Origin of the sequence: Kitasatospora aureofaciens (assembly GCF_019192735.1) — a bacterium.
Lineage (GTDB): Bacteria > Actinomycetota > Actinomycetes > Streptomycetales > Streptomycetaceae > Kitasatospora > Kitasatospora aureofaciens_A.
This window is the reverse complement of sequence record NZ_JAHTKP010000009.1, coordinates 172732-199297: the sequence shown is the minus strand read 5'-3', so window position 1 is coordinate 199297 and position 26566 is coordinate 172732. Positions and strand designations below refer to the sequence as shown.

Sequence of the window (26566 nt, the reverse complement as noted above, 5' to 3'; positions counted from 1 at the left end):
CCCCCGCGCGCCGCCCGAGCGCATCCGTCCGCCGGGCGCGCAATCCCGGCCGGACGCCGCGCGGAACGAGCACCCTCCGCCTACTCCTCCGCGCCATCCACGTCGTCCGCCTCATCGCTCGGCCGCGTGGCCTCCCGCGGCTGCCCGGGCAGCCCGGGCAGCCCGAGCGCCGTCGCCAGGCCGTCCGGCCCGCTGCCCGCCTTGCGGTACACCGCCGCCAGCCGCCGGTTCACCAGGCCGAGCTGGACGCCCAGCTCGTCGGCGATCCGCTGCGGCGGCACGCCCCGCGCGGCCAGCCTGGCAACGTCCCACTCCGGCTGACTGAGCGTCTCGCGGAAGTCCCCCAGCCGGTTGGGCCGCAGCCCGTAGTTGGCCAGCTCCCGCCGCGCCTGGTCGACCAGGCCCTCGGCCGAGCAGTGCTGGGCCAGCTCGATGCCCTGGTACAGGTACTCCTGGGCGTCGTCCAGCCGCCCGACCCGGCGCAGCGCCGCCCCGAGCTCGACCAGCGCGACGGCGTGCTCGTACCCGGCCGGGGACTGCCCGAGGTACCTCACTGCCTCCTGCAGCAGCTCGACCGCCTGCTGGCCGTCCTCGATCTCGGCGTGCAGCCGCAGCGCGGTGCCGATCGCCGAGGCGGTGCCGAAGGTGCGCGCGTCCCGGATCGCCTTCTGTGCGTACTCGCGGGCGCGGTCCGGCTCGTCCTGGGCGATGGCGATGGCGAGGTGGCCCGCCCACGGCGCCCAGACGGTGTTGCGCCAGCCACGAGCCTCCAGCTGGGCGCCGGCCTCGGTGAGCGCGGCGGCGGCACCGGCGTAGCGCTTCTTCGCGACCAGCAGCTTGCCGTACAGCGAGGGCGCGTCCGGCAGCACCATCGCGGTGTCGTGGTACGGCGGGTGGAAGCCGAAGCGGTTGGCGAGCTCCCAGGCCTCGTCGACCCGGCCGCGGGCGAGCAGGGTGTCCACCAGCACTCCGACCGCGTCCCAGGCGAGCGGCAGCTTGGGGCCGATCCGCTCGGAAAGCCGCAGGGCGCGGCGCAGGAAGTCCTCGGCCTCGGCGAGCAGTCCGCGGCGGAAGCGGGCCAGGCCCATCAGGAAGTAGGCGAAGCCCCGGTGGGCGCCGCTCCACCCGGCGACCTCGAACTGGATGATGGCGTCCGCGAACAGCCGCTCGGCCTGGGCGATGCGGTCGTTGTAGGTATAGGTGAGACCGAGCATCGAGGGCAGTTCGAAGCCCCAGGTGCTGTCGGTCCAGCCGAGGCCCTTGGGCAGCCGGCCGGACTCCAGGACGTCGTCGGCGTAGGCCAGCGCGTCGGTGGTGGGCTCGCCGCGCAGGGTGAGGTCCCAGGCGCGCATCGCGAGGACGGCGCGGTCGGCGGCCTCGCGGCCGGTGAGGCTGTCGCACAGCTCGCCGAGGCGCTGGGAGCGCCCGGGGCCGTCCTCCTCGGACTTGCGGAACGCGTGCCACATGAACGAGGCGGCCTGGAGCCGGAGCTTGCCGGCCGGGTCGTCCTCGATCTCGGCCGCCTCCCGCTGGCAGACCAGCGCGGCCTCGCGCAGTTCGCCGCTGTGTGCGAGCACTTCGGAGAGCCGGAAGGTGGCGTCAACCCGCAGCGCGGGGCGCAGTGGTCCCTCGTCCGGGTCAAGGGCGAGCTTCAGTTGGTTGACGGTGGCGCCCGGGTCGGTGAGCAGGGCGGAGCAGCCCAGCTCGTACAGCACCTCGGCGCGGATGTCGTCGGCGGGCGGCTCGTTGAGCGCGCGGTGCAGGCAGCGCTGGGCGGCCTCGGGGGCACCGATCAGCAGGTGTTCGGCGGCGGCCTTGCGGAGCTTGCGGACAGTACGGTCGTCGCCCTCGCCGGAGAAGGTCTCGACCAGGTGGCGGGAGGCGGCGAGCAGGCCGAGTCCGGCGTTCTCGATCTCGGCGGCGGCGACGCCGTGCATGCCGGTGCGGGTGGCCTCCGGCATGGTGTTGTAGATCGAGCTGCCGATCAGTGGGTGGACGAATTCGAGGTTTCCGTTGGGGGTCTGGGTGAGGACGCGTTGCTTGCGCAGCTGCTTGATGGAGTCGCGGGCGCCCTCGGCGCTCTGGGTGGAGATCCGGGTGGCGAGGTCGATCCGGATGTCGGTGCCCAGCATGGCGCAGGCCCAGGCGAAGCGCAGGGTGCTGGCGCCGAGCCGGTCGAGCCAGGTCTTGAGGGTCATCCCGTTGGCGTCGACGGCGAGTTCGCGCAGTTGGACGGAGTTCTCCTCGACCGGGTCGAGGTCCTGGTCGCGGACCTGGTCGAGCAGGGCGACGGCCTCGTAGGGGTTGCCGTTGACGACGGTCCAGAACTCGTAGCAGAAAGCGTCCTCGGCCTTGTCGCCGAGTTCGGCGCGGATGATGTCGGTGACGGAGCCCAGGGAGAGGCGGTTCAGTTCGTGCTTTCGGGTGGCGAGTTTGAGCACGGTGCCGTGGTGCTGCCGGGCTTCCGACTGCCAGTCGTTCTCGTCCTCGCGGAACGCGAAGACGAGCAGGACGGGCAGTTCGCGGGCGCGGACGGCGAACTGGGTGAGCCAGGACAGGGATTCGAGGTCGGACCAGTGCAGGTCGTCGACGATCATCACCAGTGGCGCGCGACGCGGCGCGAGCTGGGTGAGCACGTAGTCGAGGCCGTCGCGCACGCCCTGCGGGTCGAGGCGGCGGGCGCCGGCCTTGGGCTGCTTGAGGCCCATGGCCGGTCCGACGACCTCCTCCCAGGTGCCCATGACCTGGCGGAACTCGCCCGGTTCGAGGCCGGTGAGCGCGGGTTGGAGGAGCTGGCGCAGCACGTGGTACGGCTCCTTGACCTGCTGCTCGCCGCCGCGCGCGAACAGCACGGTGGCGCCGTCGCGGAGTTTGGCGGTCCGCCGGACCTCGTGCAGCAGGCTGGTCTTGCCGATGCCGGGGCGGCCGGAGATCGTCAGCAGTTCACCGATCTCGGTGCCGCCGGCGGCGAATTCGCGGCACAGCTTGTCGACGGCGGTCTCGGCGGAGCGCAGTTCCGCGTCCCGGTCGCGCAGCCTGACCCGGGGAGCGGCGCCCTCCCCGTCCCGGCCGGGGCCGGTTCCCGCCCGAAGTCCGTTGCCCTGCTCGGTCACGTCGCGCCTCCGACTCGCTACTGCTCGCTCACTGCTCGTGGAGCCGAGGTTAGCGCTGCGGGGGACGTGCCGTGCGGCATTCGCCCAGGCTGGGGCGGACGGTGAGGGTTCGAAAGGCTTGCCACGGGCAATTGCCCTATATCCCCAACGTCCGATCATTACATCAGATACCCTACGGCCCGCGAGGCCAAGATGATCTTGCGATACCACCCTCTTCCCAAAGCCTCGCCGCGTCAACTCCCCCACACCTCATATCCGAACCGCTAGCGCCCCCACCCTCCGCTGCACCGGGAGTCCGATGTCTGACGACACCTCACTTCAGATCCCGTTCCCGCACCGCCGCAGTCACCACGGCCCGTACGCGACCGCGCTGCACCGCGACTGGCTCGGCCGGCACCCGTTGCTGCCCGACCCCCGCCATCCCGGCTACGCCCACTGGGAGATCGTCGAACTCGCCGCACTCGGCTACCCCGACGCGGGACCGGACGAGCTCGCCCTCGCCGCCGACCTGATGGGCTTCTACTTCCTTTTCGACGACCAGTTCGACGGCCCGCTCGGCCGCCGCCCCGCCGAGGTCGCCCCGATCTGCGAACGCCTGATCGCCGTCCTGCACGGCGCCCGGCCCGACCAGAAGTCCCCGGTCGAGACCGCCTTCGCCGACCTCTGGGACCGCAGCGCCCGCGGCATGCCCGCCCGCTGGCAGGCCCGCGCCGCCTACAACTGGGAGTGGTACCTGGCCAGTCACCCGGCCGAGGCGGCCGGCCGGATCTCCTCCCGGCCGCCGGACCGGGACGGCTACCTCGTGCTCAGACGGGGCACCGCGGCCATGGAGACCATCTTCGACATGGTCGAACGGCTCGGCCAGTTCGAGGTGCCGGCCGCCATCCTGCACCACCCGATGCTCCGTCAACTCCGTCAGCTGGCCGCCGACATACCTTCACTGAGCAACGACGTCCGGTCGTTCCCGCTGGAGGCCCCGCGCGGCGACGTCAACAACCTGGTGATGATCGTCCAGCGCGAGCGCCGCTGCTCGGCCGAGGAGGCGTGCGCCGTCGTCCTCGACGAGGCGCAGCTGATGATCGAGCGCTGCGGCGAGCTGCACGCGCAACTCCCCGAGGTCTACCGGGAACTGGGCCTGTCCCGGGTCGAGGCGAGCATCGCCCAGCGGTACGCGGACGGGCTGCTCACCTGGTTGGCCGGCTACCTGCGCTGGGAGTCGCACACCGGCCGGTACCACGCTGTCTGAGCCCCGGCACAGCCCCCGGCCCACAACGGCCGGAACGCGCACCCTCCGAACCCGGGTCCGTACGGACCGTAGCCGTGCCGAGCCGTCCGCGGCTATCGTGCTCGACGGCGGGCGCCCCGGCGGGCGCCCGCCCGAGCGCGTGTCCGTACCCCTCCCGCCGGGCCGTCCCCGACCGGACGGCCCGGCGCGCCGCCCCCGCCGCACGGGCCCGGGCGGCGCCCGACGTCGCGAGGAGACACCAGAGCATGACGGTCTACCAGCCCCCCGGCACCCCCGGCAGCATCGTCGCCTACCGCCACCGCTACGAGCACTGGATCGGCGGCGGCTGGGTGCCGCCGGTGCGCGGCGAGTACTTCGGGAACCCGACCCCGGTCACCGGCGAGATCTTCACCGAGGTCGCCCGCGGCACCGCCGAGGACATCGAGGCCGCGCTGGACGCCGCGCACGCCGCCGCGCCGGTCTGGGGCAGCACCCCGGCCGCCGAGCGGGCCCAGGTGCTGCTCCGGCTCGCCGACCGGATGGAGGCGAACCTGGAGCAGCTGGCCGTCGCGGAGAGCTGGGAGAACGGCAAGCCGGTGCGCGAGACGCTGGCCGCCGACCTCCCGCTCGCCATCGACCACCTGCGCTACTTCGCCGGCGCGCTGCGCGCCCAGGAGGGCGGCCTCTCCCAGCTGGACGAGGACACCGTGGCGTACCACTTCCACGAGCCGCTGGGCGTGGTCGGCCAGATCATCCCGTGGAACTTCCCGATCCTGATGGCGATCTGGAAGCTCGCCCCGGCGCTCGCGGGCGGCAACGCGGTGGTGCTCAAGCCCGCCGAGCAGACCCCGGCCTCGGTGCTGCTGCTCGCCGAGCTGACCGCCGACCTGCTGCCGCCCGGCGTGGTCAACATCGTGACCGGCTTCGGCGAGGAGGCCGGCGCCCCGCTGGCGGCCAGCCCCCGCGTCCGCAAGATCGCCTTCACCGGCGAGACCACCACCGGCCGGCTGATCGCGCGCGCCGCCAGCGACAACCTGATCCCGGTCTCGCTGGAACTCGGCGGCAAGAGCCCCAACCTGTTCTTCGGCGACATCGCCGACGCCCCTGACGCCTTCTACGGCAAGGCGGTCGAGGGCTTCGCGATGTTCGCCCTCAACCAGGGCGAGGTGTGCACCTGCCCGAGCCGGGCGCTGATCCAGTCCTCGGTCTACGAGCGCCTGCTCGCCGACGGCCTGGACCGGGTGCGCGCGATGCGCCAGGGCGACCCGCTGAACACCGAGACCCAGGTCGGCGCCCAGGCCAGCGCCGAGCAACTGAAGAAGATCCTCTCCTACTTCGAGATCGGCCGGGCCGAGGGCGCCAAGGTGCTGGCCGGCGGCGAGCAGGCCGACCTCGGCGGCGCCCTGGCCGGCGGGTACTACGTGACGCCGACGGTCTTCGAGGGCGACAACCGGATGCGGGTCTTCCAGGAGGAGATCTTCGGCCCGGTCGTCTCGGTCACCCGCTTCGCCGACTTCGACGAGGGCGTCGCACTCGCCAACGACACCCAGTACGGGCTCGGCGCGGGCGTCTGGACCCGCGACCTCAACACCGCCCACCGCGCCGGGCGGGCCATCCAGGCCGGCCGGGTCTGGACCAACTGCTACCACGCCTACCCCGCTCACGCGGCCTTCGGCGGCTACAAGAACTCCGGCATCGGCCGGGAGAACCACAAGGCGCTGCTGGAGCACTACCAGCAGACCAAGAACCTGCTGGTGAGCTACTCCCCCGACGCGGTCGGCTTCTTCTAGGCACCCGCTCTGGGCCCCGTTCTGGGCCCCCGCGCCAGGGCCCGGATACGTGGAGCGGGAGGCCGGTCCAGGCCTCCCGCTCCACCGCCACTCCCCGTGGCCCACAGGGCGAATATGCTCAAATCGCCCATTTCGTGATCCAAGCACATGAATCATCGAATTTCCCGACGCGCCGCCGACATGCCCGGACACGCCCGGCGGACGGCCTAGACAGGAGTCCCGCCCCTTCCAGTCCGGGAGTCCCCGATGACCATCGCCCCCGCCAAGCTGACCGACCCCACCGTGCGCGCCTTCGTCACCGCGATCAACGCGGGCGACCGCGACGCCTTCCTCGCCACCCTCACCCAGGACGCGACCATGTCCGACGACGGCTCCGACCGCGACCTGCTGCAGTGGATCGACAAGGAGATCTTCGGCCCGAACGGCCGGATGGACGTCCAGACCGAGTCGCACGGCGGCCACACACTGGTCGCCAACTTCACCAACGAGACCTGGGGAGAGATGCGCACGGCCTGGCGCTTCACCGTCGACGGCGGGAAGATCAGCCGCTTCGAGACCGGCCAGGCCTGAGGTCACGCACCCGGTCACGCATCAGGTCACGCGTCCAGCCCCAGGCACCCCCGCACCGCGCGGATCAGGTTGCGCGAGCGGATGTCCCCGGTGACACCCGGCTGCATCCCGTTGGTGACGTAGCCGAAGCCCAGCCCGAGGTCCGGGTCGGCGAAGCCCAGCGAGCCGCCCCGGCCCGGGTGGCCGAAGCTCGCCGGGGAGGCCATCGGCGCGGTCGGGCCGTGCCGCCAGAAGCCGAGGCCGAACGTGGAGTTGACGATCAGCACCCGGTCCGGCCCGTGCACCGCCGGCCTGACCGCCCGGGCCAGCACCTCCGCCCCGAGCAGCGGCGGCAGCGAGCCGCCCGACCCGTCGTACCGGTCGGCGGCGCCGACCAGCGCCGCGTAGAACCGGGCCAGCGAGCGGGCCGTCCCGATGCCGCCCGCGCCGGGGATCTCGGCGGCCTGCACCGCCGGGTCGTTGAGGTCCACCCCGGGGCGCACCGAGGCGAAGGAGCGGGCGGTCAGCGACGTCGGATCCTGGTAGGCGTCCCGGACGGACTGCTTGGGCCGCAGCCGCAGCCCGCTCGGCCCGGTCCGGGCCGCCTCCGGGGCGGGCAGGTCGACCAGCCGGCCGACCCGGGGCGCGGCGCCGGCCGGCAGCCCGATCCACAGGTCCAGGCCGAGCGGCCGGGCGATCTCCTCGGCGAAGTACTGGCCGACGGTGCGCCCGCTCACCCGGCGCACCACCTCGCCGACCAGCCAGCCGAAGGTGTACGGGTGGTAGCCGTGCGCGGTGCCGGGCTCCCAGGCGGGCGTCTGCGCGGCGACGGCGGCGGCCGCGCGCTCCCAGGTCAGCACGTCCTCCAACCGCAGCGGCACGTCCAGCGCGGGCACCCCCGCCTCGTGCGAGAGCAGCCAGCGCACCGGCACCCCGCCCTTGCCGGCCGCCGCGAACTCGGGCCAGTAGGAGGCCACCGGCGCGTCCAGGTCGAGGTGGCCCTGCTCGGCCAGCAGCAGGGCGGTGGTGGCGGTCAGGCCCTTGGTGACCGAGCGCAGCACCTGCGCGGTGTCCGCCGTCCAGGGGACGGCAGGCGCGGGCCGCCCGCCGACCTCGGGGCGGGCGTCGCCGCCCCACAGGTCGACCACCTTGCGGCCGCGCACGTACAGCGCGAAGGCGGCGCCGAGCTCGCCGTAGTCGCGGAAGTTCCGTGCGAAGGCCTCCCGTACGGGCTCGAACCCCTCGGCCGTCTCGCCCCAGATCTCCACCACCGTGCGCCGCCCTCAGCCTGTCCGTTGTCGGTCATCGGTCACACCCGCGCGATCATCCGTTCGAAGCGGGCCCGAAAACCCTAACCTGTCCGTCATGACCAACCCTGCCGAAGAGCTGCTGGACGTCGTCGACGAGCACGACCGGGTGATCGGGACCGCCGTGCGCGGGGAGGTGTACCGGCGGGGGCTGACCCACCGGTGCGTCTTCGTGCTGGTCCGCGACCCGGCCGGGCGGATCTTCGTCCACCGCCGCACCGACACCAAGCTGTTCGCCCCGGGCGCGTACGACATGTTCGTCGGCGGCGTGGTCGGCTCCGGCGAGACGTACGCAGACGCCGCCGTCCGCGAGGCCGAGGAGGAGCTGGGCGTGAGCGGTGTCGCGCCGCGCCCGCTGTTCAAGTTCCTCTTCCACCAGGACAAGCTCTCCTGGTGGTGCGACCTGTACGAGGCCGAGTGGGACGGCCCGGTCGACCCACAGGAGTCCGAGGTCGCCTGGCACACCTGGCTCGCCCCCGCCGAACTGGCCGACCGCCTCACCCGCGACGACTTCGTCCCCGACGGCCGCGAGGCCTACCGCCGCTACCTGGAGTTCCGCGCCGCATAGGGCCGGGCACAGGGGGCGGATAGGGTGGCGCGCATGGCTTCCCGTACGCCGTCGCCGACGGCCGCCCGCGCTGCACGGAACCCCGCCCCGGACCGGGCCGGCGCCGCCGCGGGCGAGCGTCCGCGCCGGCGGCTGAGTGTGGACGAGCGGCGCGAGCAGCTGATAGCCGTCGCGCTGGAACTGTTCAGCGTGCGCCCGCCGGAGGAGGTGTCGATCGACGACATCGCCGCGGCCGCGGGCGCCTCCCGGCCGCTGGTGTACCACTACTTCCCGGGCAAGCAGGCGATCTACGAGGAGTCGCTGCGACGGGCCGGGCGGGAACTGGCCGGACGGTTCGAGGAACCCCCCGAAGGACCCCTCTCCGAGCGGCTCTACCGGGTCATGGGCCGCTACCTGGACTTCGTCCAGAGCCACGGCCCCGGCTTCGCGGCACTGCTACGCGGCGGCTCGGTGGCCGCCAGCGCCGGCACCTCGGCAGTGATCGACGAGGTGCGGCGAGCCGCCCACGACCAGATCCTCAGCCACCTCGCCATCCCGTCCCCGAGCCCCGGCCTGCGGCTGACCGTCCGGGCCTGGATCGCCAACGCCGAGATCACCTCGCTCGAATGGCTGGCCGAGCGCTCGGTGCCGCTGGAGGAGCTGCAGCTGCACCTGGTGCAGGAGTTCGTCGCCGCGCTCACCCTCACCGCCGCCCGGGAGCCCGCGCTCGCCGCCGAACTCGCCGCGTTCTTCGCCGACGAGCGGCCGGACGGGCCGACCGGGCGTCTCGTGCGGGACCTCGCCGGACTGTTCGCCGTCCCCGGGATCGCCGAGGCCGTCACGGCGCTCGCCACTGCCCCGTCTCCTTCGTCCGACGGGCCGTCGCCGCAGGCCACGGATTGATCCACCAGCGGTCCGCTGGGTGATCCGCCGGTTCTGCGGTGACGGCGGCCTCTGATAGGAATGACCACGGATCTGACGGCGCGCCGCCGAGTGCGCGCCCGGTCCCACCCGGACACCGACCTCAGACGGAGCAGAGCGGGGGGCTCATCAGTTGACCCAGGACGGCCAGTTCAGCGACGGCCAGTTCACGGACGGCCAGTTCAGCGCGGAGGCCAACCCCTTCGCAGCCGCGGAGCAGGTCAGTGCGACCCTCGGCACCCTCACCGACGCCCTCCTCGACGAGCGCACCTCGCGCCACCCGGTGGCCTCACTGAGCGCCCTGCCGACCTCGGGGACCTCGGGGACCTCGGCGGCCTCAGGGGCGGACCAACACCCCGCCGCCGAGGCGCTGTTCGGCCTGCCGCTCGCGCCCAACGGACCGGTACACGCGGCCCTCCCCCGGCTCGGCACCGTCATCACCGCCGGCACGGCCCGCCCCGGCACCGGCGCCCCGCTCGCCGACCGGGCCGCCACCGCGCTGCTGGCCCGCTACGGCCGCGGAGCCGTACGCGGCGCGATCGCCGACCGGGGCACCACCTCGGCCGCGCTCTTCCAGCTGCCCGTCACCGGCGAGATCGCCGACCCCAAGCTGCGCCCACCGTTCGCGCCCGCACTGGCCGCGCTGGCGGGCGGTCAGCAGACCCGTCAGCCGGTCGAACTGGCCACCGGCGCCGGTACCGAGGTCCGGCTGGTCGTCCCGCCGGGCTTCCACCCACTCACCTCCCCCGGCGGCCCGGCGGGCGTCTCCGCCCGTACGGTGCCCCCGCTGCCGGCCGGGGCGGACGGCGCCGACCCGGCGGCCGCCGCCGCGGCCGACGAGCTGACCGCTCATCTGGCCGAGGTCGCCGAGGAGTTGTTCAGCGCGACCGATCAGGCCCCGCGCCGCGACTTCGCCGTCATCGCCGCCACCCTCGCCGACCTGGTCCACGCCTCGGGCACGGTCTACGCGGGCGTCTGCGCACTGGAGGCGGACGGCCGGGCCACCGAGGCCACCCTCGTCGTCTCGCTCGCCCGGCACCCGCTGCCGATCACCGCGCTCGCCACCGAACTCGCCACCGTCCGGCGGCACGCCGAGGTGTGGACGGTCCTGCTGCCGGCCGGGCCGGCCGCCGTCCTGGTCGAGGGCCGGACCGTCCCGGTGCCCGGGGCGCTGGCCACCGACGGGCAGCGGCGCTGGGTGGTCACCTCGGTGGTCCAGGCGTTCGTCCCGCTGCCGGACGGCGTCTCGGTGCTCTGCGTCCAGCTCTCGACGGCGCAGCCGGAGGACTGGGAGCTGTACACGGAGGCGTTCGCGGAGCTGCTGAAGAGCGTCCAGTTCGGCTGGGACGGGGGGACGGGCGTGCCCGTGCGCACCTCCGCCCCCTTGGCAGAGGAGCCGGCGGACGTACCGGCCCCCGAGCCGCCCGCGGACTTCAACCCGTTCGCGCAGCTCGCCGACGCGGCGACGGCCGAGGAGCAGGACCTGGCGCTCCGAGGCACGCCCGTCATGGTGCCGCCGCCGGACTTCAACCCCTTCGCCCCCGAGACCCTCCCGCCGGCGCCAACGGAGTCGGCCGACGAGGAGGACCCCGCGCTCCGAGGCACGCCCGTCATGGTGCCGCCGCCGGACTTCAACCCCTTCGCCCCGGAGACCCTCCCGCCCCTCCCGGACACCACCCCGGCCACCGACACCTTCGCGACCGCCGCAGCCGCCGACCCGTTCGGGACGGTGACGGCGGCCGACCAGCCGAGCGACCCGTTCGGCACCACGCTCGCGCCCCAGGGGCCGGCCGTCCCGCCACCGCCCTCGGCACCACCGCGCATCCCCGCCCCGGCCGAGGCCGCCCCGGTGGAGGAGGCGCCCCTACTCAAGGGCACGCCCGTGATGATCCCCCCGCCGGACTTCAACCCCTTCGCCCCGGAGACCCTCCCGCCCCTCCCGGACGCCACCCCGGCCACCGACACCACAGCGACCCCGGGGCCGGAGACCAGCCCGTTCGGCTGAGCCGCCCCGCCGGGCAGACGACGGCAGACAGGTAACAGATGACAGCGAACAGATAACAGATAACAGATAACAGATAACAAACTCTGTTCGCTGTCATCTGTTATCTGTTACTTGTTACTTGTCAGCTGTCAGCCCCGCGCGGAGGCCCGCTCACGCCCCCGAAACCGCCCGCCGCTCGATCACCGCGCCGATCCCGTCCAGCATCCGCGCCACCCCGAACTCGAACAGCGCGTCCAGACTCATGTCGATCTCCGGACCCCGGTTCAGCGCGTCGAACATCGGGAACCGCTCCGGGTCCGCCATCAGCCGGTCGTGATCCTCGCCGTCCTGGAGGTCCATCCACTCGTCCGCGGACATCCCGCTGTCCTGCTCGGCCTGCGCCTCCCGCTCGAAGTGAACGGCCAGCCCGCAGACGAAGGCCGCCAGGGTGACCGAGGCCTGGGCCATCTCCTCCTGCTCCAGCCCCAGTCCGGCCAGCGCAGCCATCGACCGCTCGGTGTGCACGGCCACGTCCGGCGCCATCACCGGCCGGGTGAACGACATCGTGGCCGCCAGCCAGGGGTGGCGCCGGTAGATCCGCCACTGCAGCCGCGCGACCGCCTCCAGGCCTTCCCGCCAGCCACCGGGCAACCGATCCGGCAGCGGCTCCTCGCGGAACGCCTCGTCCATCATGAGCCTCAACAGGTCGTCCTTGCCGGGCACATGGCGGTAGAGCGACATGGTCGCGGCGCCGAGCTCGGTCGCGACCCGGCGCATCGACAGCGCCGTCAGCCCCTCCGCGTCGGCCACCTGCACCGCCGTCGCGACGATCCGCTCCCGGGTGAGGTCCCGTTCCCCGGCCCGCGCCCGCCGCACCCCGGACTCACCCGACGCCCGCTCCGAAGCCGCGCCCGAGGCACCCGAGGCGCCCGACACAGCAGGAGCCGAAGCAGCAGCCCCAGCCGCCGCGACCACCGTCCCGACCCCCGGCACCGCCCGGACCAGCCCCTCCTCCCGCAACCGGGTCAGCACCTTGGTCGCGGTGGCCATCGCCACACCCCACTCCCGGGTGATCCGCCGGGTGGACGGCACCCGCTCCCCCGGCGCCAGCTCCCCGCTGGTGATCCGCCGCCGCAGCTCGGCCAGGATCCGCCCCGACGGCGTCCCGCCCTCAGCCATGCCACTCCTCCACACCGCACTAGTGCACTACCCACGGCCGAGGCTAACAGCCGCCCACCCACCCCACACCCGCACGACCACCCGCGGACCGAACAGGCAAGAGATCTTTACCATTTGGCGCCTGTGGGCCGACGCGATGATCTGCTCCTTCGACGGGACACCACCAACAGCGAGTTGATGGCCGCCGTCGACAACGGCCTGAAGCAGCCGGGAAGTTGAACGCAGCTCGCGGTCAGCCCGCGCGCCGGGCCAGGTGCACCACGTCCGGCACGCCCCGGGAGACCGGGATCTCGTGCGTGGCGACGCCCGAGAAGCCCGCCGCTCGCAGCGCCTCCTCGAAGGCCGGGGACGGCTGCGCGCTCCACACCGCCAGCACCCCGCCGGGCTGGAGCCGGTGCCAGAGGACCGCGAGCCCATCCGGGCCGTACAGCCCGGCGTTGGCGTCGGTGACGGTCCAGTCCGGGCCGTTGTCGATGTCCAGGCACAGCGCGTGGTAACGCTCGCCGTCCGCCGCGGCCAGGTACTCCAGCAGGTCGGTGTGGAGGACCGCGACCCGCTCGTCCTCCAGCGCGCCGCCGGAGAAGGCGCCCAGCGGCCCGGTCCGGTGCCAGTCGATGATCGCGGTCTCGCGCTCGACGATGGCGATCCGCCCCCAGCGCGGCTCGGCCACCGCGTAGGCGAGCGAGAACCCGACACCGAGGCCGCCGATCAGCACCGAGGGCCGCTCAACGATGCCGCCAATACTCCCGCTGCTGCCGGCGCGATCGAGCTCGTCGAGCGCGGCCTGGATCAGCAGCCGCTCGGAGCGGCCGTCGGCGGTGTCCATCAGGAAGCAGCCGTTGGCGATGATCTCGAAGTGCCGCCCACGCTGCCGCAGTACCACCTCGCCGAACGGCCCTTCGCGCCGGTCGAGCGTGACGACGGCCTCGCGGCCGTCCCGTTCGGGCAGTGCGGTGGACATATACGCCTTCCTCGGCGAACTCGAATGCGGGACCGTCCCGGAGGACCAGTACCCGCCCGACAATAGCGGAGCCCGCACCCGCGCCCGCCGGGTTTCCCGTCACGTCGTGAGCAGTACTCCGGCGTACGAGACGCCCGCGACCATCACCCAGGAGCCGAGCCCGAGCAGGGCGATCCGCCCGCCGGTGCGAACCATGGTCGGCAGGTGCACGGCACTGCCGAGGCCGAACAAGGCGGCGGCCAGCAGCAGTTCCTGGGCGTCCCCGGCCAGGGTCAGCGCCCGCTCCGGCAGTACCCCGGTGGTCCGCAGGACGATCATCGCGAGGAACCCCGCCACGAACAGCGGGACGATCGGCGGCCGACTGCCGCTTTTGATCGAGTCTTTAGAACTATCTTCACTAATGTTCTCTTCCGCCCACTGCTGCTTCACCCACTGCTGCCTCCGCCGCACTGCGACCGCCACCGCGGCAACCAGCGGTGCCAGCAGCACCACCCGCATCAGCTTGACCAGGACGGCCTCGCGCAGCGCCCCGGCCCCACCGGTCTGCGCGGTGGCGACCACCTGCCCGACGTCGTGCACGCTCGCGCCGACCCAGCGCCCGAACTCCGCCTCGCCGAGCCCGAGCGGGTGCCGGAGCAGCGGCAGCACGGCGATCGCGAGCGTGCCGCAGAGCGTCACCAGCGCGACGGAGGCGGCGACGTCCTCCTCCTCGCTGCCCGCCGCCTGGCTGACCGCGCCGATCGCCGAGGCGCCGCAGATCGAGTACCCGGTGGCCACCAGCAGCGGCTGGTCCCCGGGCAGCCCGAGCTTGCGCCCGAGCCAGAGCGTGCCTGCGAAGGTCGCCGCCACCACGGCGAGCACCATGGCGACGGTGGCCCAGCCGAGGCCGAGGACGTCGCCCAGGCTGAGCTTGAGGCCGAGCAGCACGATCCCGAGCCGCATCAGCCGCTTCCCGGCCAGCGAGAGCCCGGACCGGGCCACCCCGCGGACCACCGGGCGCAGCCCGGGCAGGTGGGCCGCCGCCATGCCGAGCACGACGGCCGCGGTGAGCTTGGGCACGGCCGGTACGGCCGCGTGGACGGCCAGCGCCGCGGCCACCCCGGCCGCGGTGAGCAGCAGCCCGGGGGCGTCCCCGCCGAGCGGGGGAAGTGAGCGGGTGCGGGTGGCCCGCTCGCGGAGTGTCAGTGCCACGCCGCGCTCACCGCTGCTGGTCGGCGGGCAGCCGGTAGACCCGCCGGATGCTGGTGCCGAGCCGTGAGACGTCGGCGCCGTACACGTGAATGGAGATGGCCGTGGTACTGCACGCATTGCGCACCAGGTGGATGTCGCCGGGCGGCGCGAAGGCTGCGACGGTGCCGGCCGGGCCGGCGACGTGCTCGGTCTCGACGAGGTGGGCGGTGCGCCCGTCGGAGACGAGCCGGTAGCGGGTCTCGCTCTCCTGGCCCTGGTGGACGCCGGCCACGCACCAGGAGACGTGGTCGTGGATCGGGGTCTGCTGGCCGGGCAGCCAGACGAGGGCGACGACGGAGAAGCCGCCGTCCTCCTCGGCGTGCACGACGTGCTGCCGGTAACGCGCGGGGTCACCCTCGCACTGGGCGGGGGTGAGCAGCGCGTCGGGCCCGTTGGGGTCGACCAGCAGGTGCGGGGCGAGGCGTTCGCCGACCAGGTACGCGGTGAGTTCCGGTGGCAGGCCGCGGTCCACGACGGCGCGGATCTCGCCGATCAGGGCGGCCATCCGCCCGGTGAGCCGGTCGCTGCCGACCGTGGCTGAGGGTGTCATGGCAGCAGATTCGGCCAGACAGACCTATCACGTCCAACGAGGGTTCTTAAGCCGTCCCCCAACGTCCACTTATGAATCCGCCCACGATCAGCCCAAGCAGGAACGGGCCCAACCCCGTCAGGACCACGATCAGCCCACCCAGGAACGACTCAGCCCCGGCAGGACCACAATCAGCCCACCCACGACCGGCCTCAGCACCCCACCCGGCTCGCCGCCGCCTGCCGCAGGTGGTCCAGGACGAGCGCGGTGGCCGGGATCCGCCGGTGCTCGCGCAGCACGTACGCGCTCACCTGCCGCCGCAGGTGCGGCTCGACGGCCCGCCCGGTGACCTTGCGGTGGCACATGAAGGAGAGCACGAGCGCGGGCATCAGCGCGATCCCGACCCCGGCGGCGACGAGGCTCTGCACCGCGAGGTTGTCGTCCGTCGAGAACACGATGTCCGGCGCGAAGCCCTCCTCCGCACACACGTGCAGCAGGTTCGCACGGCAGCGCGGGCACCCGGCGATCCAGCGCTCGCCGTCGAGGTCGGCGAGCCGGACGGCATGCCGGCGGCCGAGCGGGTGCCCGACCGGCAGCAGCACGGTGAGCAGGTCCTCCATCAGCGGGATCTCGTCCAGCCCGTCCGGCACCTCGGTCGCGCCACCGGGATAGCGGAAGGCCAGCGCGATGTCGCACTCCCCGCGCAGCAGCCGCTGGACGGAGTCCGGCGGCTCGGCCTCCAGCAGCTCGACCCGCACGCCGGGGTGCTCGGCGAGCAGCCGGGCCATCGCCTCGGGAATCAGGGTGGCGTTGGCGCTGGGGAAGGCGCAGACCCGGACCCGCCCGGTGCGCAGCCGGGCGAGCGCGGCGAGCTGCTGCTGGGCGGCGGAGAGGCTGCCGAGGATCAGCTCGGCGTGCCGGGAGAGCGCCTCGCCGGCCTCGGTGAGCCGCAGTCCGCGCCCGGCCCGGGTGAACAGCGGGACCCCGACGGTGCGTTCGAGCGCCTTCATCTGCTGGGTGATGGCGGGCTGGGTGTAGCCGAGTTCGCGGGCCGCCGCCGAGTAGGATCCGGCCCGGACGACCTCGTGGAACGTCCTGATGTGCCGCGAGTCGAACACCGGCTCCATGGCCCCTCCGCCCGGTCGTCTGCCTCCAGCCCCCTCGCAATCATAAGAGGAAATTGGAGGTGTCGGACCGGACCCCACCCGCACCTATGGTTCAGCCTCGAACCAGCCTTCCCACCCGGCCGACTGGCGGCGCACCGGCCGGCTCACTGCTGCGCCGACGGCGGCAGCCCCATCGCCACCCCGGCCTTCGCCACCGGCGCCCCACCCCGCACGCTCGGACTGCGCCGGCTGCGCCGCTCGACCCAGCGGGCGAGCCACGAGAGCAGCAGACACATCCCGATGTAGATCGGCGCGATCACGATCACCACCGGGATGAACGGCAGGTCGTAGTCGAGGTTGGTGGCGATCAGCTTGCCCGCGTGCAGGAACTCCTCGTAGGTGATCAGGAAGCCGAGCGAGGTGTCCTTGAGCGCGACCACCAGCTGGCTGATGATGGCCGGCAGCATCGCCCGGCTGGCCTGTGGCACCAGCACGTAGGTCATCACCTGGGTCTTGCGCATGCCGAGCGCGAACGCCGCCTCCCGCTGCCCCTTGGGCACCGCGAGCACGCCGGCCCGGAACACCTCGGCCAGCACCGAGCCGTTGTACAGCACCAGCCCGGCCACCAGCGCCCAGAGGGGCTGCACCTTGAGGGCGACGAACACGAAGAAGATCATCACCAGCACCGGCATGGCCTGGAAGAACTCCACCACCAGCGTGGCGAACCAGCGCACCACCCGGTGGTCGGACAGCCGCCCGGCCGCGAACAGCGCGCCGAACGGCAGCGCGAACAGCACCGTCCAGCCGAAGGCCCGCAGGGTGTTCCCGAGCCCGCGCAGCAGCAGGTCCTGGACGCCCCGGTACTCGAAGGGCATCCACTTCTGGTACGTGAACTGGTGGGTGTGGAACAGCATGTAGACGATCCACCCGATCAGCGCCGCGATCAGTGCCAGCGCGATCATGCCGTACAGCCGGTGCCGGGCGAGCGCCTTCGGGCCGGGGATGTCGTACAGTGCCGAGGATTCAACGGTCATCGCGACACCGCCAGTCGTCGTTCCAGCAGGTTGAACACGGCGCTGATGGCCAGGGTGATGATCAGATAGCCGACGGCGATCCAGACGAAGGTCCAGATGATGCTGTACCCCAACTCGTTGATGGTCCGGTAGGTGCCCAGCAGCTCGGTGACGCTGAACGAACCGGCGATCGCCGAGTTCTTCGCCAGCGCGATCATCACACTGCCGATCGGCGCCACCACCGACCGGTACGCCTGCGGCAGCACCACCAGGCCCATCGTCTGCCCGAACGTCATGCCCAGGCTGCGCGCGGCCTCCCCCTGCCCGACGGGCACGGTGTTGACCCCCGAGCGCATCGCCTCGCAGACGAACGCCGAGGTGTAGCAGCCGAGCGCGAGCACCGCGAACGTGTAGAAGGGCAGCGTGATGTTGAACCGCGGCAGGCCCAGCACCACGATGAAGAACAGCAGAGTCAGCGGGGTGTTGCGCAGCAGCGTCACCCACGCCGTGCCGAAGACCCGCAGCGGCTTCACCGGCGAGACCCGGAAGCTCGCGATCAGCACGCCGAGCACCAGCGACATCACGGCGCTCACCGCGAACAGCAAGAGCGTGCCGAGGAAGCCGTCCCAGTAGGTCGACCAGTTGTCGGTCAGCGTTTTCACAGCGCGGCCTCTCTCAGTACCGGTCGATCGGCGGCGGGGTCGGCGCCGGGTTCCCGGAGAGGCCGAGGGTGGCGTCGTAGGCCTTCTTCCAGTCGCCGTTCTGCTCGTGGTGAGCCAGCGCGTCGTCGAGCGCGTACCGCAGCACGGTGTCGTTCTTCGGGGTGCCGATCCCGTACGGCTCCTTCGAGAACAGCGGGCCGACCACCTTGAGCTCGTCCGGCACCTTCGCGGCGTAGCCCAGCAGGATCGCGCTGTCCGTGGTGACGGTGTCGACCTGGCCGGTGATCAGGTTGTCCACGCAGGCCGAGTAGGTGTCGTAGCCGATCAGCTTCGCCTTCGGGTACTGCGACTGGATCCGCTGGTACGGGGTCGAGCCGGCCGCCGAGCAGACCTTCTTGCCGTTCAGGTCCTGGGGGCCGTGGATGCTGTTGTCGTTCTTGCGCACCAGCAGCGACTGCCCGGCCACGTAGTACGGCCCGGCGAAGCCGACCAGCTTCTTCCGGTTGTCGTTGATGGTGTAGGTGCCGACGTAGTAGTCCACCTGGCCGTTCTGCAGCGCGGTCTCGCGGTTGGCCGAGGCGATGGTCTTGAACTGGATCTTGTCCGGGGCGAATCCGAGGTACGCCCCGACCATCTTGGCGATCTCGATGTCGAAGCCGGAGTACTGGCCGGTGGCCGGGTTCTTCTCGCCCAGGTACGGCTGGTCCTCCTTGGCGCCGACCACCAGGTGGCCCCGGCCGCGGGCCGCGTCCAGGGTGGGCGAACCGGTGATCCCGGCGGCGTTCTGCAGTTGGTAGGTGGGCAGCAGGCTGGCCTGCGGGCCCTTGGGCGGCGGGGTGCCGGCCTTGCCGCAGCCCGCCGCCAGCACCGCGAGCAGCATGACGGCGGCGAGCGTGGTCTTCCTCGTCACGGCGCCGCCTCAGTGCTTCAGGATCTTGGACAGGAAGTCCCGGGCGCGCTCGCTCTCGGGAGCGCTGAAGAAGTCCTCCGGGGCGCGGTCCTCGACGATCCGGCCATCGGCCATGAAGACCACCCGGTTGGCGGAGGCCCGGGCGAAACCCATCTCGTGGGTGACCACGACCATCGTCATGCCCTCGTGCGCGAGCCGGCGCATGACGTCCAGCACCTCGTTGATCATCTCGGGGTCGAGGGCCGAGGTCGGCTCGTCGAACAGCAGCGCCTTCGGGTCCATCGCCAGAGCGCGGGCGATCGCCACCCGCTGCTGCTGCCCGCCCGAGAGCTGCGCCGGGTACTTGTCGGCCTGCGACGCCAGCCCGACCCGATCCAGCAGCGTCCGGGACTTGGCGTCCGCCTCCGCCTTGGGCCGGCCGCGCACCTTGATCTGCGCGAGCGAGACGTTCTGCAGCACGGTCTTGTGCGCGAACAGGTTGAAGGACTGGAACACCATCCCGACCTCGGCGCGCAGCCGGGCGAGCCCCTTGCCCTCCGCGGGCAGCGGCTCGCCGTCGATCAGGATGGTGCCGGCCTCGATCGGCTCCAGCCGGTTGATCGCCCGGCAGAGCGTGGACTTGCCGGAGCCGGACGGCCCGATCACCACGACGACCTCGCCGCGGCCGACCGTCAGCTCGATGTCCTGCAGCACGTGCAGGTCCCCGAAGTGCTTGTTGACGCCGCGCATTTCGATCAGCGGCGTGAACCCCGAGGTCCCGCCCGGCGTCGGCCCGGCCTGCCCGGGCCCGGGGTCGGGGTCGGTGGTCACCGGGCGCGCCGTCCCTTCAGCAGCCAGCCCACCGCGCCGCCCGCCACCAGGGTGGCCAGCAGGGCGATCCAGAGCGGCGCGGTGACGGTGAAGACCCAGAACTGGATCTTCACCTTGTCGAGGTTGGCGAACAGGAACCACACCGCGAGGATGACGATGACGCCGATCCCGATGTACCGGGTGGGGATCCCACCGATCTCGCTGCGCTTGGAGCCGGACGAGCCGTCTGAAATTCTGGTCACCGGAGCAGTCTGGGGGCCCGGGCCCCGGTTTGCCCGGTTACGCGCCCTTCCGCGCGGGCGGAGTAACCCGCACGGGGTAATCCGGCCCCGCGCAGGTTTAGCCGACCGCGCCCCCTTACCGGCCTTACCGGCTACGCCCCCTTAACCGGGCCGCACCCCCTTGACCAGCCAGCCCCCTTACCGCTCGTCCCGCCAGGAGCGCCAGAGCGCCGCGTACGGGCCGCCGGCCGCGACCAGCTCCGGGTGGCTGCCGTACTCGCTGATCCGCCCGCCCTCGACCACCGCGATCACGTCGGCGTCGTGCGCGGTGTGCAGCCGGTGGGCGATGGCGATCACCGTCCGCCCCTCCAGCACCCGGGAGAGCGAGCGCTCCAGGTGCCGGGCGGCGCGCGGATCGAGCAGCGAGGTGGCCTCGTCCAGCACCAGGGTGTGCGGATCGGCCAGCACCAGCCGGGCCAGGGCGAGTTGCTGGGCCTGCGGCGGGGTCAGCGCGGTGCCGCCGGAGCCGACCTCGGTGTCCAGACCCTGCGGCAGCGCGGCCACCCAATGACCGGCGTCCACCGCGTCCAGCGCGGCCCGCAGTTCGGTGTCCTCCGCCCCGGGCGCGGCCAGTCGCAGGTTGTCCCGCAGGGTGCCGACGAAGACGTGGTGCTCCTGGTTGACGAGCGCGACCTCGGCCCGAACCCGCTCGGCCGGCATCCGCGCCAGCGCCGCCCCGCCGAGCGTCACGCTGCCCCGGCCGGGGGCGTAGATCCCGGCCAGCAGCCGTCCCAGGGTGGACTTGCCCGCTCCGGACGGCCCGACCAGCGCCACCCGGCTCCCGGGGGCGACGTCCAGGCTGATCCCGTGCAGGACGTCCACGCCCTCGCGGTATCCGAACCGCACGTCCCTGGCCTCGACCCGGCGGCCGTCCGGAGAGGTGGACTCGTCGCCCTCGTGCGCGGGCACCTCGCGGACGCCGACCAGCCGGGCCAGCGAGGCCTGCCCGATCTGCAGCTCGTCGTACCAGCGCAGGATCAGGTCGACCGGGCCGGTGAGCATCTGTGCGTACAGCACCCCGGTGGTCAACTGGCCGACGGTGATCCACCCCTGGAGTGTGAACAGGCCGCCGAGCACCAGGGTGGCCAGCACCGCCGCGGTGTAGACCGCGTCGATGGTCGGGAACCAGACCGACCGCAGCCACAGCGTGTACCGCTCCCAGGAGAGCCACTCGGCGAGCCGGCGGTCGGTCAGCCGGACCCGCTGCTCGCCCAGCCGCAGCGCCTCGACCGTCCGCCCGGCGTCCACCGTCTCGGCCAGCACGCCGTTCACCGCCGCGTCCGCCGCCGACTCGTTGCGGTACGACTGCGGCGCGCGCCGGAAGTACCAGCGGGAGCTGACCAGCAGCAGCGGCAGGCCGATCAGCGCGGTGAGCGCGAGCAGCGGCGAGGTGACCAGCAGCGCGCCCAGCACCAGCAGCAACGACACGACGGCGACGGCGAGTTCGGGCACGGCCTCGCGCACCGACTTGTCCAGCCGGTCGATGTCGGTGGTGCCCCGGGAGACCAGGTCCCCGGTGCCGGCCCGCTCCAGCACGCCGGTCGGCAGCGCGACCGAGCGGACCAGGAAGTCCTCGCGCAGGTCGGCCAGCACCCGCTCGCCGAGCATGGCGCCGCGCATCCGCGACCACCAGGTGAACGCCGACTGCACCACCAGCGCCGCCAGGTACCAGCCGACCGCCGCCGCGAGGGCGGACTCGACGGTGCCGGTGGCCAGCGACTCAACCAGGGTGCCGAGCACCCACGGCCCGACCAGCCCGGCCAGCGTGGCCACCGAGTGCAGCGTCACCACGGCGGCGAACCCGCCCCGGTGCCGCCGGGCGAGCAACCGCAGGTACGCGCGCACGGCTACCGGGGAGCCGACCGGCAGGGTGGTGGCCGGCCCCTGTTCGTGATGGACGGGGGGCTTCATGACCCGCTCCTCAACTCTCGTGCGCGGTTCAACTCTCTTGAACAGTCCGATGGTTGGGTCGCGTTCATGCACCCTCCCCGACGGTGGCCGGCTCCACGGCGCGGGTGACCACCGCGCGGTAGGCCGGTTCGGTGTCCATCAGTTCGCGGTGCCGCCCGGCCGCGACGGCCCGGCCGTCGCGGACCAGCACCACCCGGTCGGCCCGGTCGAGCAGCAGCGGGCTGGTCGCGAAGACCACGGTCGTCCGGCCCGCCCGGCTGTCCCGCAGCCCGGCCGCGATCCGCGACTCGGTGTGGGCGTCCACCGCACTGGTCGGCTCGTCCAGGACGAGCACCGGCGGGTCCGCCAGCAGGGCGCGGGCCAGCGCCAGCCGCTGCCGCTGGCCGCCGGACAGCGAGCGGCCGCGCTCGGTGATGCGGGCCCGCATCACGTCCCCCGCGCAGTCCGGCGAGCCGTCCACCAGGGCCTCCAGCACGTCGTCGGCCTGGGCGGCTGCCAGCGCCTCAGCGGCCGGCACCCGCCCCGAGGCCGGGACGTCGAGCAGCCCGGCGAGGGTGCCGGAGAGCAGCACCGGCTCCTTGTCGTGGACCAGCACCGCCGCCCTGGCCTCGGCCAGCGGCACCGCGTCCAGCTCGGTGCCGCCGAGCCGGACGGAGGGCTGCGCCGGCTCGTCCTCGGCCCGCGGGACGTGCCCGCCGAGCCGCTCGGCCAGCGCCCCGGCGAAGTCCGGATCCCCACAGACCACGGCGGTCAGCTCCCCGGCCCGCGCGGTCAGCCCGGTCGCCGGGTCGTACAGGTCACCGTGCTCGGGCCGGCCGAGGACCGGCCCGGGCGAGGCGTCGCGCGACCCGTCGGCCCGGTCGAGCGAGAGCAGCCGGACGGCCCGCCCGGCGGAGACCCGCGCGACCGTCCACGCGTGCGCGGACTCGCCCAGGATCCGCAGCGGCGAGGCGAGATAGGCGGTCGCCCCGTACACCGCGATCAGGGTGCCGACGGCGATCCGCCCGTCGGCCGCCAACCGGGCGCCGTACCACGTCACCCCGACGACGAACAGGCCTGGCAGCAGCACCTGTTGGGCCTGCATCAGGGACCAGAGCCGGGCCGAGCGGACGGCCGCGGCACGCACCTTCTGGGACGCCGCCCGGTACCGGGTCAGGAACAGCTCCTCGCCGCCGATCCCGCGCAGCACCCGCAACCCGGCGACGGTGTCGGCCGCCAGCGCGGTGGCCTTGCCGCCCAGCGCGCGCTGCTCGTCGTAGCGCCGCTCGAACGGCCCGAGCAACGGCCAGACGGAGACCGCCAGCACCGGCACACCGAGCAGGACGGCCACGCCGAGCAGCGGCTCGGCCACCAGGATCACCGAGCCGACGGCCAGCCAGACGAGCACCGCGGCCCGCAGCCGGGCGGTCAGCTCGACGTACCAGCCGATCTTCGCGACGTCCCCGCTGCCGACCGCGACCACCTCCCCGGTGGCGATCCGCCGGGATAGCGCGCCGCCCAGCAGCGATGCCTGACGGGCCACCAACTGCCGTACCTGGGTGGCGGCATGGATCCAGTTCCAGACCGCCTGACGGTGCAACAGCACGGTGCCGAGCGAGGCCGCCACGGAGAGCCCCACCACAGCGGCGCCGGCCCGCCAGATCCCGGTGGCGTCGCCGTCCACGGCGGCCTGCACGCCGTGCCCGAGCGGTATCGGCAGGGCGGCCTGACAGCCCATCTCCAGCAGCGCCCAGCAGGTGGCGAGCACCTGCCCGCGCCGCTGGCTGCGCTGCAGCCAGCGCAGGAAGGCCAGGGGTGAGGAGAGATCGGGACGGCCGGGATCGGCCAACGGCAGGGACGCGAGCGGCATGACACTCCGATGGGGGGTGGTTCGGGGTGGTTCAGGGTGGTTCAGGGCAGTTCGGGGTAGTTCGGGGGGGGAGGGGACGCGCGGCACAGCGACGCGGCGCAACAGGACGAGACGTCAGCACGACACCTCGACGCGGCAACGGGAACACGCCCGGCAGCGGAGCCGGACGGACAAGGGAGGGGCACGAAGGGCCCGGATCTCAGGAGGTCATGACCGCGAGCCTGCCAACCGCAATGTGATCCACGCAACAGGTTTTCCGCCCGCCCGCCCGCGGCTCCCCGTCAGGGCGGCCCGCACGCCCGCAAGATTCCCCCAAACGGCGGCAAAGATGCGGGAACAAATCCCGTCCGAGCGCCAGTTGCCCCACTGGAACCCATGGCCGACCAGAAGGGCACCCCTTCCCGTGAGCAACATCCCCAGCCTGACCCTGAACGACGGCGCGCAGATCCCGCAGCTCGGCTTCGGCGTGTGGCAGGTCCCGGACAGCGAGGCGACCCCCGCCGTCCGCACCGCGATCGAGGCGGGCTACCGCTCCATCGACACCGCGGCGATCTACGAGAACGAGGCGGGCACCGGCCAGGCGATCGCCGACGCGCTGGCGGGCGGCGTGGCCCGCGAGGACCTCTACATCACCACCAAGCTGTGGAACTCCGGCACCCGCGACTGGTCCGGCGAGCAGGGCCGGGACGCGGTGCTGCGCGAGTTCGACGCCTCGCTGGCCAAGCTCGGCCTCGACTACCTCGACCTCTACCTGATCCACTGGCCGCGCCCGATGCACGGCAGCTACCTCAACGTCTGGAAGGCCTTCGAGCAGCTGAAGGCGGACGGCCGGGTCAAGTCGATCGGCGTCTCCAACTTCGGCCCCGAGCAGCTGACCCGCCTGCTCGACGAGGCCTCGGTCGTCCCGGTGCTGAACCAGGTCGAGCTGCACCCGTACTTCCCGCAGGACGAGCTGCGCGCCTTCCACGCCGAGCACGACATCGCCACCGAGGCGTGGAGCCCGCTCGGCCAGGGCAAGGAGCTGCTCTCGGAGCCGGCGCTGGCGAAGATCGCCGAGAAGCACGGCCGCACGGCCGCCCAGGTGGTGCTCCGCTGGCACCTGCAGCGCGGCGTGATCGCGATCCCGAAGTCCGTCACCCCGTCCCGGATCCGGGAGAACCTGGACGTGGCCGGCTTCGAGCTGGACGCGGACGACCTCGCCGCGATCGCCGGGATCGCCACCGGCAAGCGCATCGGCCCGGACCCGCAGCATTTCGACTGGAACTGACGGCACCGGCGGGAACCAACCCCACCCGCCGCCCGACTGACTGACAACCGGTCACATCGGAAGACCGCCCACCCCGTGCAGGGGTGGGCGGTCTTCCGCATGCCTCGATGAAGCGCTCAGCAGCGCGTCACCTGCGAACCCGTCCAACCGACCCGAATCACCGGCGCCCCGGCCCGGGGGCTGTCCGTACGTTGGCGAATCGTTTTGGCTGGCGTTCAGAGGGCGGCCTAAAGCCTGGCCGCCTTGCCGATGATCGCCAGCGCCGGCGCGTGCTCGTGCTCCTCCAGCGGCGCCAGCAGCAGCCGCTGGACCTCGGCGACACCCGCGGCCGAGCGGTGCAGCAGGTCCTGGCCCGCCGGTGAGAGCGAGAGCAGGTTGCGCCGCCCGTCCGAGGGGTCCCGGCGCCGCTGCACCAGGCCACGACGGACGAGACGGCTCACCATCTCGGCCATCGTCGCCTTGTCCAGCGAGGCCAGTTCACCGACCGTTCGCTGGTCGGCCCCGGGCTCCAGCTCCAGCGCGTCCAGTACCGCGTACTGGGGGGCCGTCAGCTCCGCGCCGACGTGCTCCGACCAGAGCTTGGTGTGCACCTGCTGGCTCACCCTGATCAGGTAGCCGATCGCCCGCTGCGCGTCCAGGATCGGCCGCGAGTCGGTGAACACCACCGCGGCGGGCTCCAGCCTGGCTATCTTGGCCATCACCCGGACGATCTCGACCTGCTCGTCCGCGCTGAGCGGCTCGAACAGGGTGCGCTGCACCCGGACCACTCCGCCGGTGGCCTCGCGCACCGCCTGCGCCCCGCTCTGCGAGAGAGCGAGGAGCTTGCGCCGGCCGTCGGCCGGGTCGCGCCTTCGCAGCACCAGGCCGCGGCGGACCAGCCGCGCGACCATCTCCGCCATCGTGGCCTTGTCCAGCGACGCGCGCTCGCCGACCGTCCGCTGGTCGGCGCCCGGTTCCAGGGCGAGGACCAGCAGTACGGCGAACTGCGGAGCCGTGAGATCGGCTCCCACGTGCTCCGACCACAGCCGGGTGTGAACCTGCTGTGCAACACGAATGAGGTGCCCGGGCGACTGCTGCAGTCGCTCGGACACGCGGGTCGTCGGGATCTCCCCCAGCACCATGTATCCGTCCCGATGTCACACCCGGTGTGTGTGGGACACCCGGGTGGGGCAGTAACGGCGAGTGGGCGTCCCGCTATGAGGGAGGGCGCGCCAGCCGTGCAGCCGGTGGCTGCTGGCGGACACTATACAAACGGTGAGCCCTCGCTGGCAGGCAGGGGCGGATAGTAGACGCAGGTTCGGCAACATTGGCATATTTACGCGCCGCCACGCCTTCTCGTTAACCCGTTCTCAGCAGAAAGCCGACCGGTCGGTCCTTACCCACCGTCACCTGCGGCTCTCCACCCTGGCCGCCCTCCCTACT

Annotated in this window: 22 protein-coding genes; 7 read left to right on the top strand and 15 right to left on the bottom strand. The window is 72.8% G+C overall.

Going from position 1 to position 26566, the window contains the following annotated elements; genetic code table 11:
- Window positions 1-80 precede the first annotated feature (80 nt).
- Window positions 81-3113 (bottom strand): ATP-binding protein, encoded by a 3033-nt coding sequence (locus tag KV557_RS12770; protein WP_308129875.1) that lies wholly within the window; start codon window positions 3111-3113, stop codon window positions 81-83.
- Between the two features lie 298 nt (window positions 3114-3411).
- On the opposite strand from KV557_RS12770, the gene KV557_RS12765 reads away from it, so the two are divergent.
- The 3 genes from KV557_RS12765 to KV557_RS12755 all read left to right on the top strand — a co-directional run bounded on the left by KV557_RS12765 (window position 3412) and on the right by KV557_RS12755 (window position 6698).
- Window positions 3412-4359: a terpene synthase family protein gene (locus KV557_RS12765; protein ID WP_218199967.1), complete on the top strand. Its 948-nt coding sequence runs from the start codon at window positions 3412-3414 to the stop codon at window positions 4357-4359.
- 245 nt (window positions 4360-4604) lie between these two features.
- Window positions 4605-6128 carry an aldehyde dehydrogenase family protein gene (locus KV557_RS12760; protein ID WP_218199966.1) on the top strand — a complete coding sequence of 508 codons (1524 nt, stop codon included), beginning with the start codon at window positions 4605-4607 and terminating at the stop codon, window positions 6126-6128.
- Window positions 6129-6374: 246 nt separating this feature from the next.
- Window positions 6375-6698: a nuclear transport factor 2 family protein gene (locus KV557_RS12755; protein ID WP_218199965.1), complete on the top strand. Its 324-nt coding sequence runs from the start codon at window positions 6375-6377 to the stop codon at window positions 6696-6698.
- Window positions 6699-6724: 26 nt separating this feature from the next.
- On the opposite strand, the gene KV557_RS12750 is transcribed toward KV557_RS12755, so the two are convergent.
- Window positions 6725-7948 carry a serine hydrolase domain-containing protein gene (locus tag KV557_RS12750; protein ID WP_218199964.1) on the bottom strand — a complete coding sequence of 408 codons (1224 nt, stop codon included), beginning with the start codon at window positions 7946-7948 and terminating at the stop codon, window positions 6725-6727.
- A 94-nt stretch (window positions 7949-8042) separates the two neighbouring features.
- Here KV557_RS12750 and KV557_RS12745 point away from each other — a divergent pair, with 94 nt between their 5' ends.
- The 3 genes from KV557_RS12745 to KV557_RS12735 all read left to right on the top strand — a co-directional run bounded on the left by KV557_RS12745 (window position 8043) and on the right by KV557_RS12735 (window position 11457).
- Window positions 8043-8552 (top strand): NUDIX hydrolase, encoded by a 510-nt coding sequence (locus KV557_RS12745; protein WP_218199963.1) that lies wholly within the window; start codon window positions 8043-8045, stop codon window positions 8550-8552.
- Between the two features lie 33 nt (window positions 8553-8585).
- A complete protein-coding gene (locus KV557_RS12740) occupies window positions 8586-9434 on the top strand; it encodes a TetR/AcrR family transcriptional regulator (RefSeq protein ID WP_218199962.1) in 849 nt (282 codons plus the stop codon).
- A 151-nt stretch (window positions 9435-9585) separates the two neighbouring features.
- Window positions 9586-11457: a hypothetical protein gene (locus KV557_RS12735; RefSeq protein WP_218199961.1), complete on the top strand. Its 1872-nt coding sequence runs from the start codon at window positions 9586-9588 to the stop codon at window positions 11455-11457.
- A gap of 150 nt (window positions 11458-11607) precedes the next feature.
- Here the strand turns inward: KV557_RS12735 and KV557_RS12730 are convergent, their stop codons facing one another.
- From KV557_RS12730 to KV557_RS12675, 12 genes are all read right to left on the bottom strand, one after another.
- Window positions 11608-12615, bottom strand: a complete 1008-nt coding sequence (locus tag KV557_RS12730) for a TetR/AcrR family transcriptional regulator C-terminal domain-containing protein (protein WP_218199960.1) — start codon at window positions 12613-12615, stop codon at window positions 11608-11610.
- A gap of 232 nt (window positions 12616-12847) precedes the next feature.
- Window positions 12848-13576, bottom strand: coding sequence for a spermidine synthase (locus tag KV557_RS12725; protein ID WP_218199959.1), 729 nt, complete (start codon window positions 13574-13576; stop codon window positions 12848-12850).
- 99 nt (window positions 13577-13675) lie between these two features.
- Window positions 13676-14761: a YeiH family protein gene (locus KV557_RS12720; RefSeq protein ID WP_256177341.1), complete on the bottom strand. Its 1086-nt coding sequence runs from the start codon at window positions 14759-14761 to the stop codon at window positions 13676-13678.
- A 13-nt stretch (window positions 14762-14774) separates the two neighbouring features.
- Complete coding sequence (locus KV557_RS12715; protein WP_218199957.1) at window positions 14775-15356, bottom strand: cysteine dioxygenase family protein; 582 nt, start codon at window positions 15354-15356, stop codon at window positions 14775-14777.
- A gap of 191 nt (window positions 15357-15547) precedes the next feature.
- Window positions 15548-16453: a LysR family transcriptional regulator gene (locus tag KV557_RS12710; protein WP_218200010.1), complete on the bottom strand. Its 906-nt coding sequence runs from the start codon at window positions 16451-16453 to the stop codon at window positions 15548-15550.
- A 152-nt stretch (window positions 16454-16605) separates the two neighbouring features.
- Window positions 16606-17475: an amino acid ABC transporter permease gene (locus KV557_RS12705; RefSeq protein WP_218199956.1), complete on the bottom strand. Its 870-nt coding sequence runs from the start codon at window positions 17473-17475 to the stop codon at window positions 16606-16608.
- Window positions 17472-18116, bottom strand: a complete 645-nt coding sequence (locus KV557_RS12700; RefSeq protein ID WP_218199955.1) for an amino acid ABC transporter permease — start codon at window positions 18114-18116, stop codon at window positions 17472-17474. The genes KV557_RS12705 and KV557_RS12700 overlap by 4 nt, the downstream gene beginning before the upstream one ends.
- 13 nt (window positions 18117-18129) lie before the next feature.
- Window positions 18130-18996: a glutamate ABC transporter substrate-binding protein gene (locus KV557_RS12695; protein WP_218200009.1), complete on the bottom strand. Its 867-nt coding sequence runs from the start codon at window positions 18994-18996 to the stop codon at window positions 18130-18132.
- Between the two features lie 39 nt (window positions 18997-19035).
- Complete coding sequence (locus KV557_RS12690) at window positions 19036-19755, bottom strand: amino acid ABC transporter ATP-binding protein (protein WP_305148986.1); 720 nt, start codon at window positions 19753-19755, stop codon at window positions 19036-19038.
- Window positions 19756-19832: 77 nt separating this feature from the next.
- Window positions 19833-20078, bottom strand: coding sequence for a LapA family protein (locus tag KV557_RS12685; protein ID WP_218199954.1), 246 nt, complete (start codon window positions 20076-20078; stop codon window positions 19833-19835).
- A gap of 177 nt (window positions 20079-20255) precedes the next feature.
- Complete coding sequence (locus KV557_RS12680; protein ID WP_218199953.1) at window positions 20256-22028, bottom strand: ABC transporter ATP-binding protein; 1773 nt, start codon at window positions 22026-22028, stop codon at window positions 20256-20258.
- Between the two features lie 64 nt (window positions 22029-22092).
- Window positions 22093-23877, bottom strand: a complete 1785-nt coding sequence (locus tag KV557_RS12675; protein ID WP_218199952.1) for an ABC transporter transmembrane domain-containing protein — start codon at window positions 23875-23877, stop codon at window positions 22093-22095.
- Between the two features lie 403 nt (window positions 23878-24280).
- Between KV557_RS12675 and KV557_RS12670 the strand changes: the two genes are divergently transcribed.
- The gene (locus KV557_RS12670) at window positions 24281-25144 is read left to right on the top strand and encodes an aldo/keto reductase (protein ID WP_308129874.1); all 864 of its coding nucleotides are present in this window, start codon (window positions 24281-24283) and stop codon (window positions 25142-25144) included.
- Window positions 25145-25371: 227 nt separating this feature from the next.
- Here the strand turns inward: KV557_RS12670 and KV557_RS42535 are convergent, their stop codons facing one another.
- Window positions 25372-26154: a MarR family winged helix-turn-helix transcriptional regulator gene (locus KV557_RS42535; protein ID WP_308129873.1), complete on the bottom strand. Its 783-nt coding sequence runs from the start codon at window positions 26152-26154 to the stop codon at window positions 25372-25374.
- Between the last annotated feature and the right edge of the window lie 412 nt (window positions 26155-26566).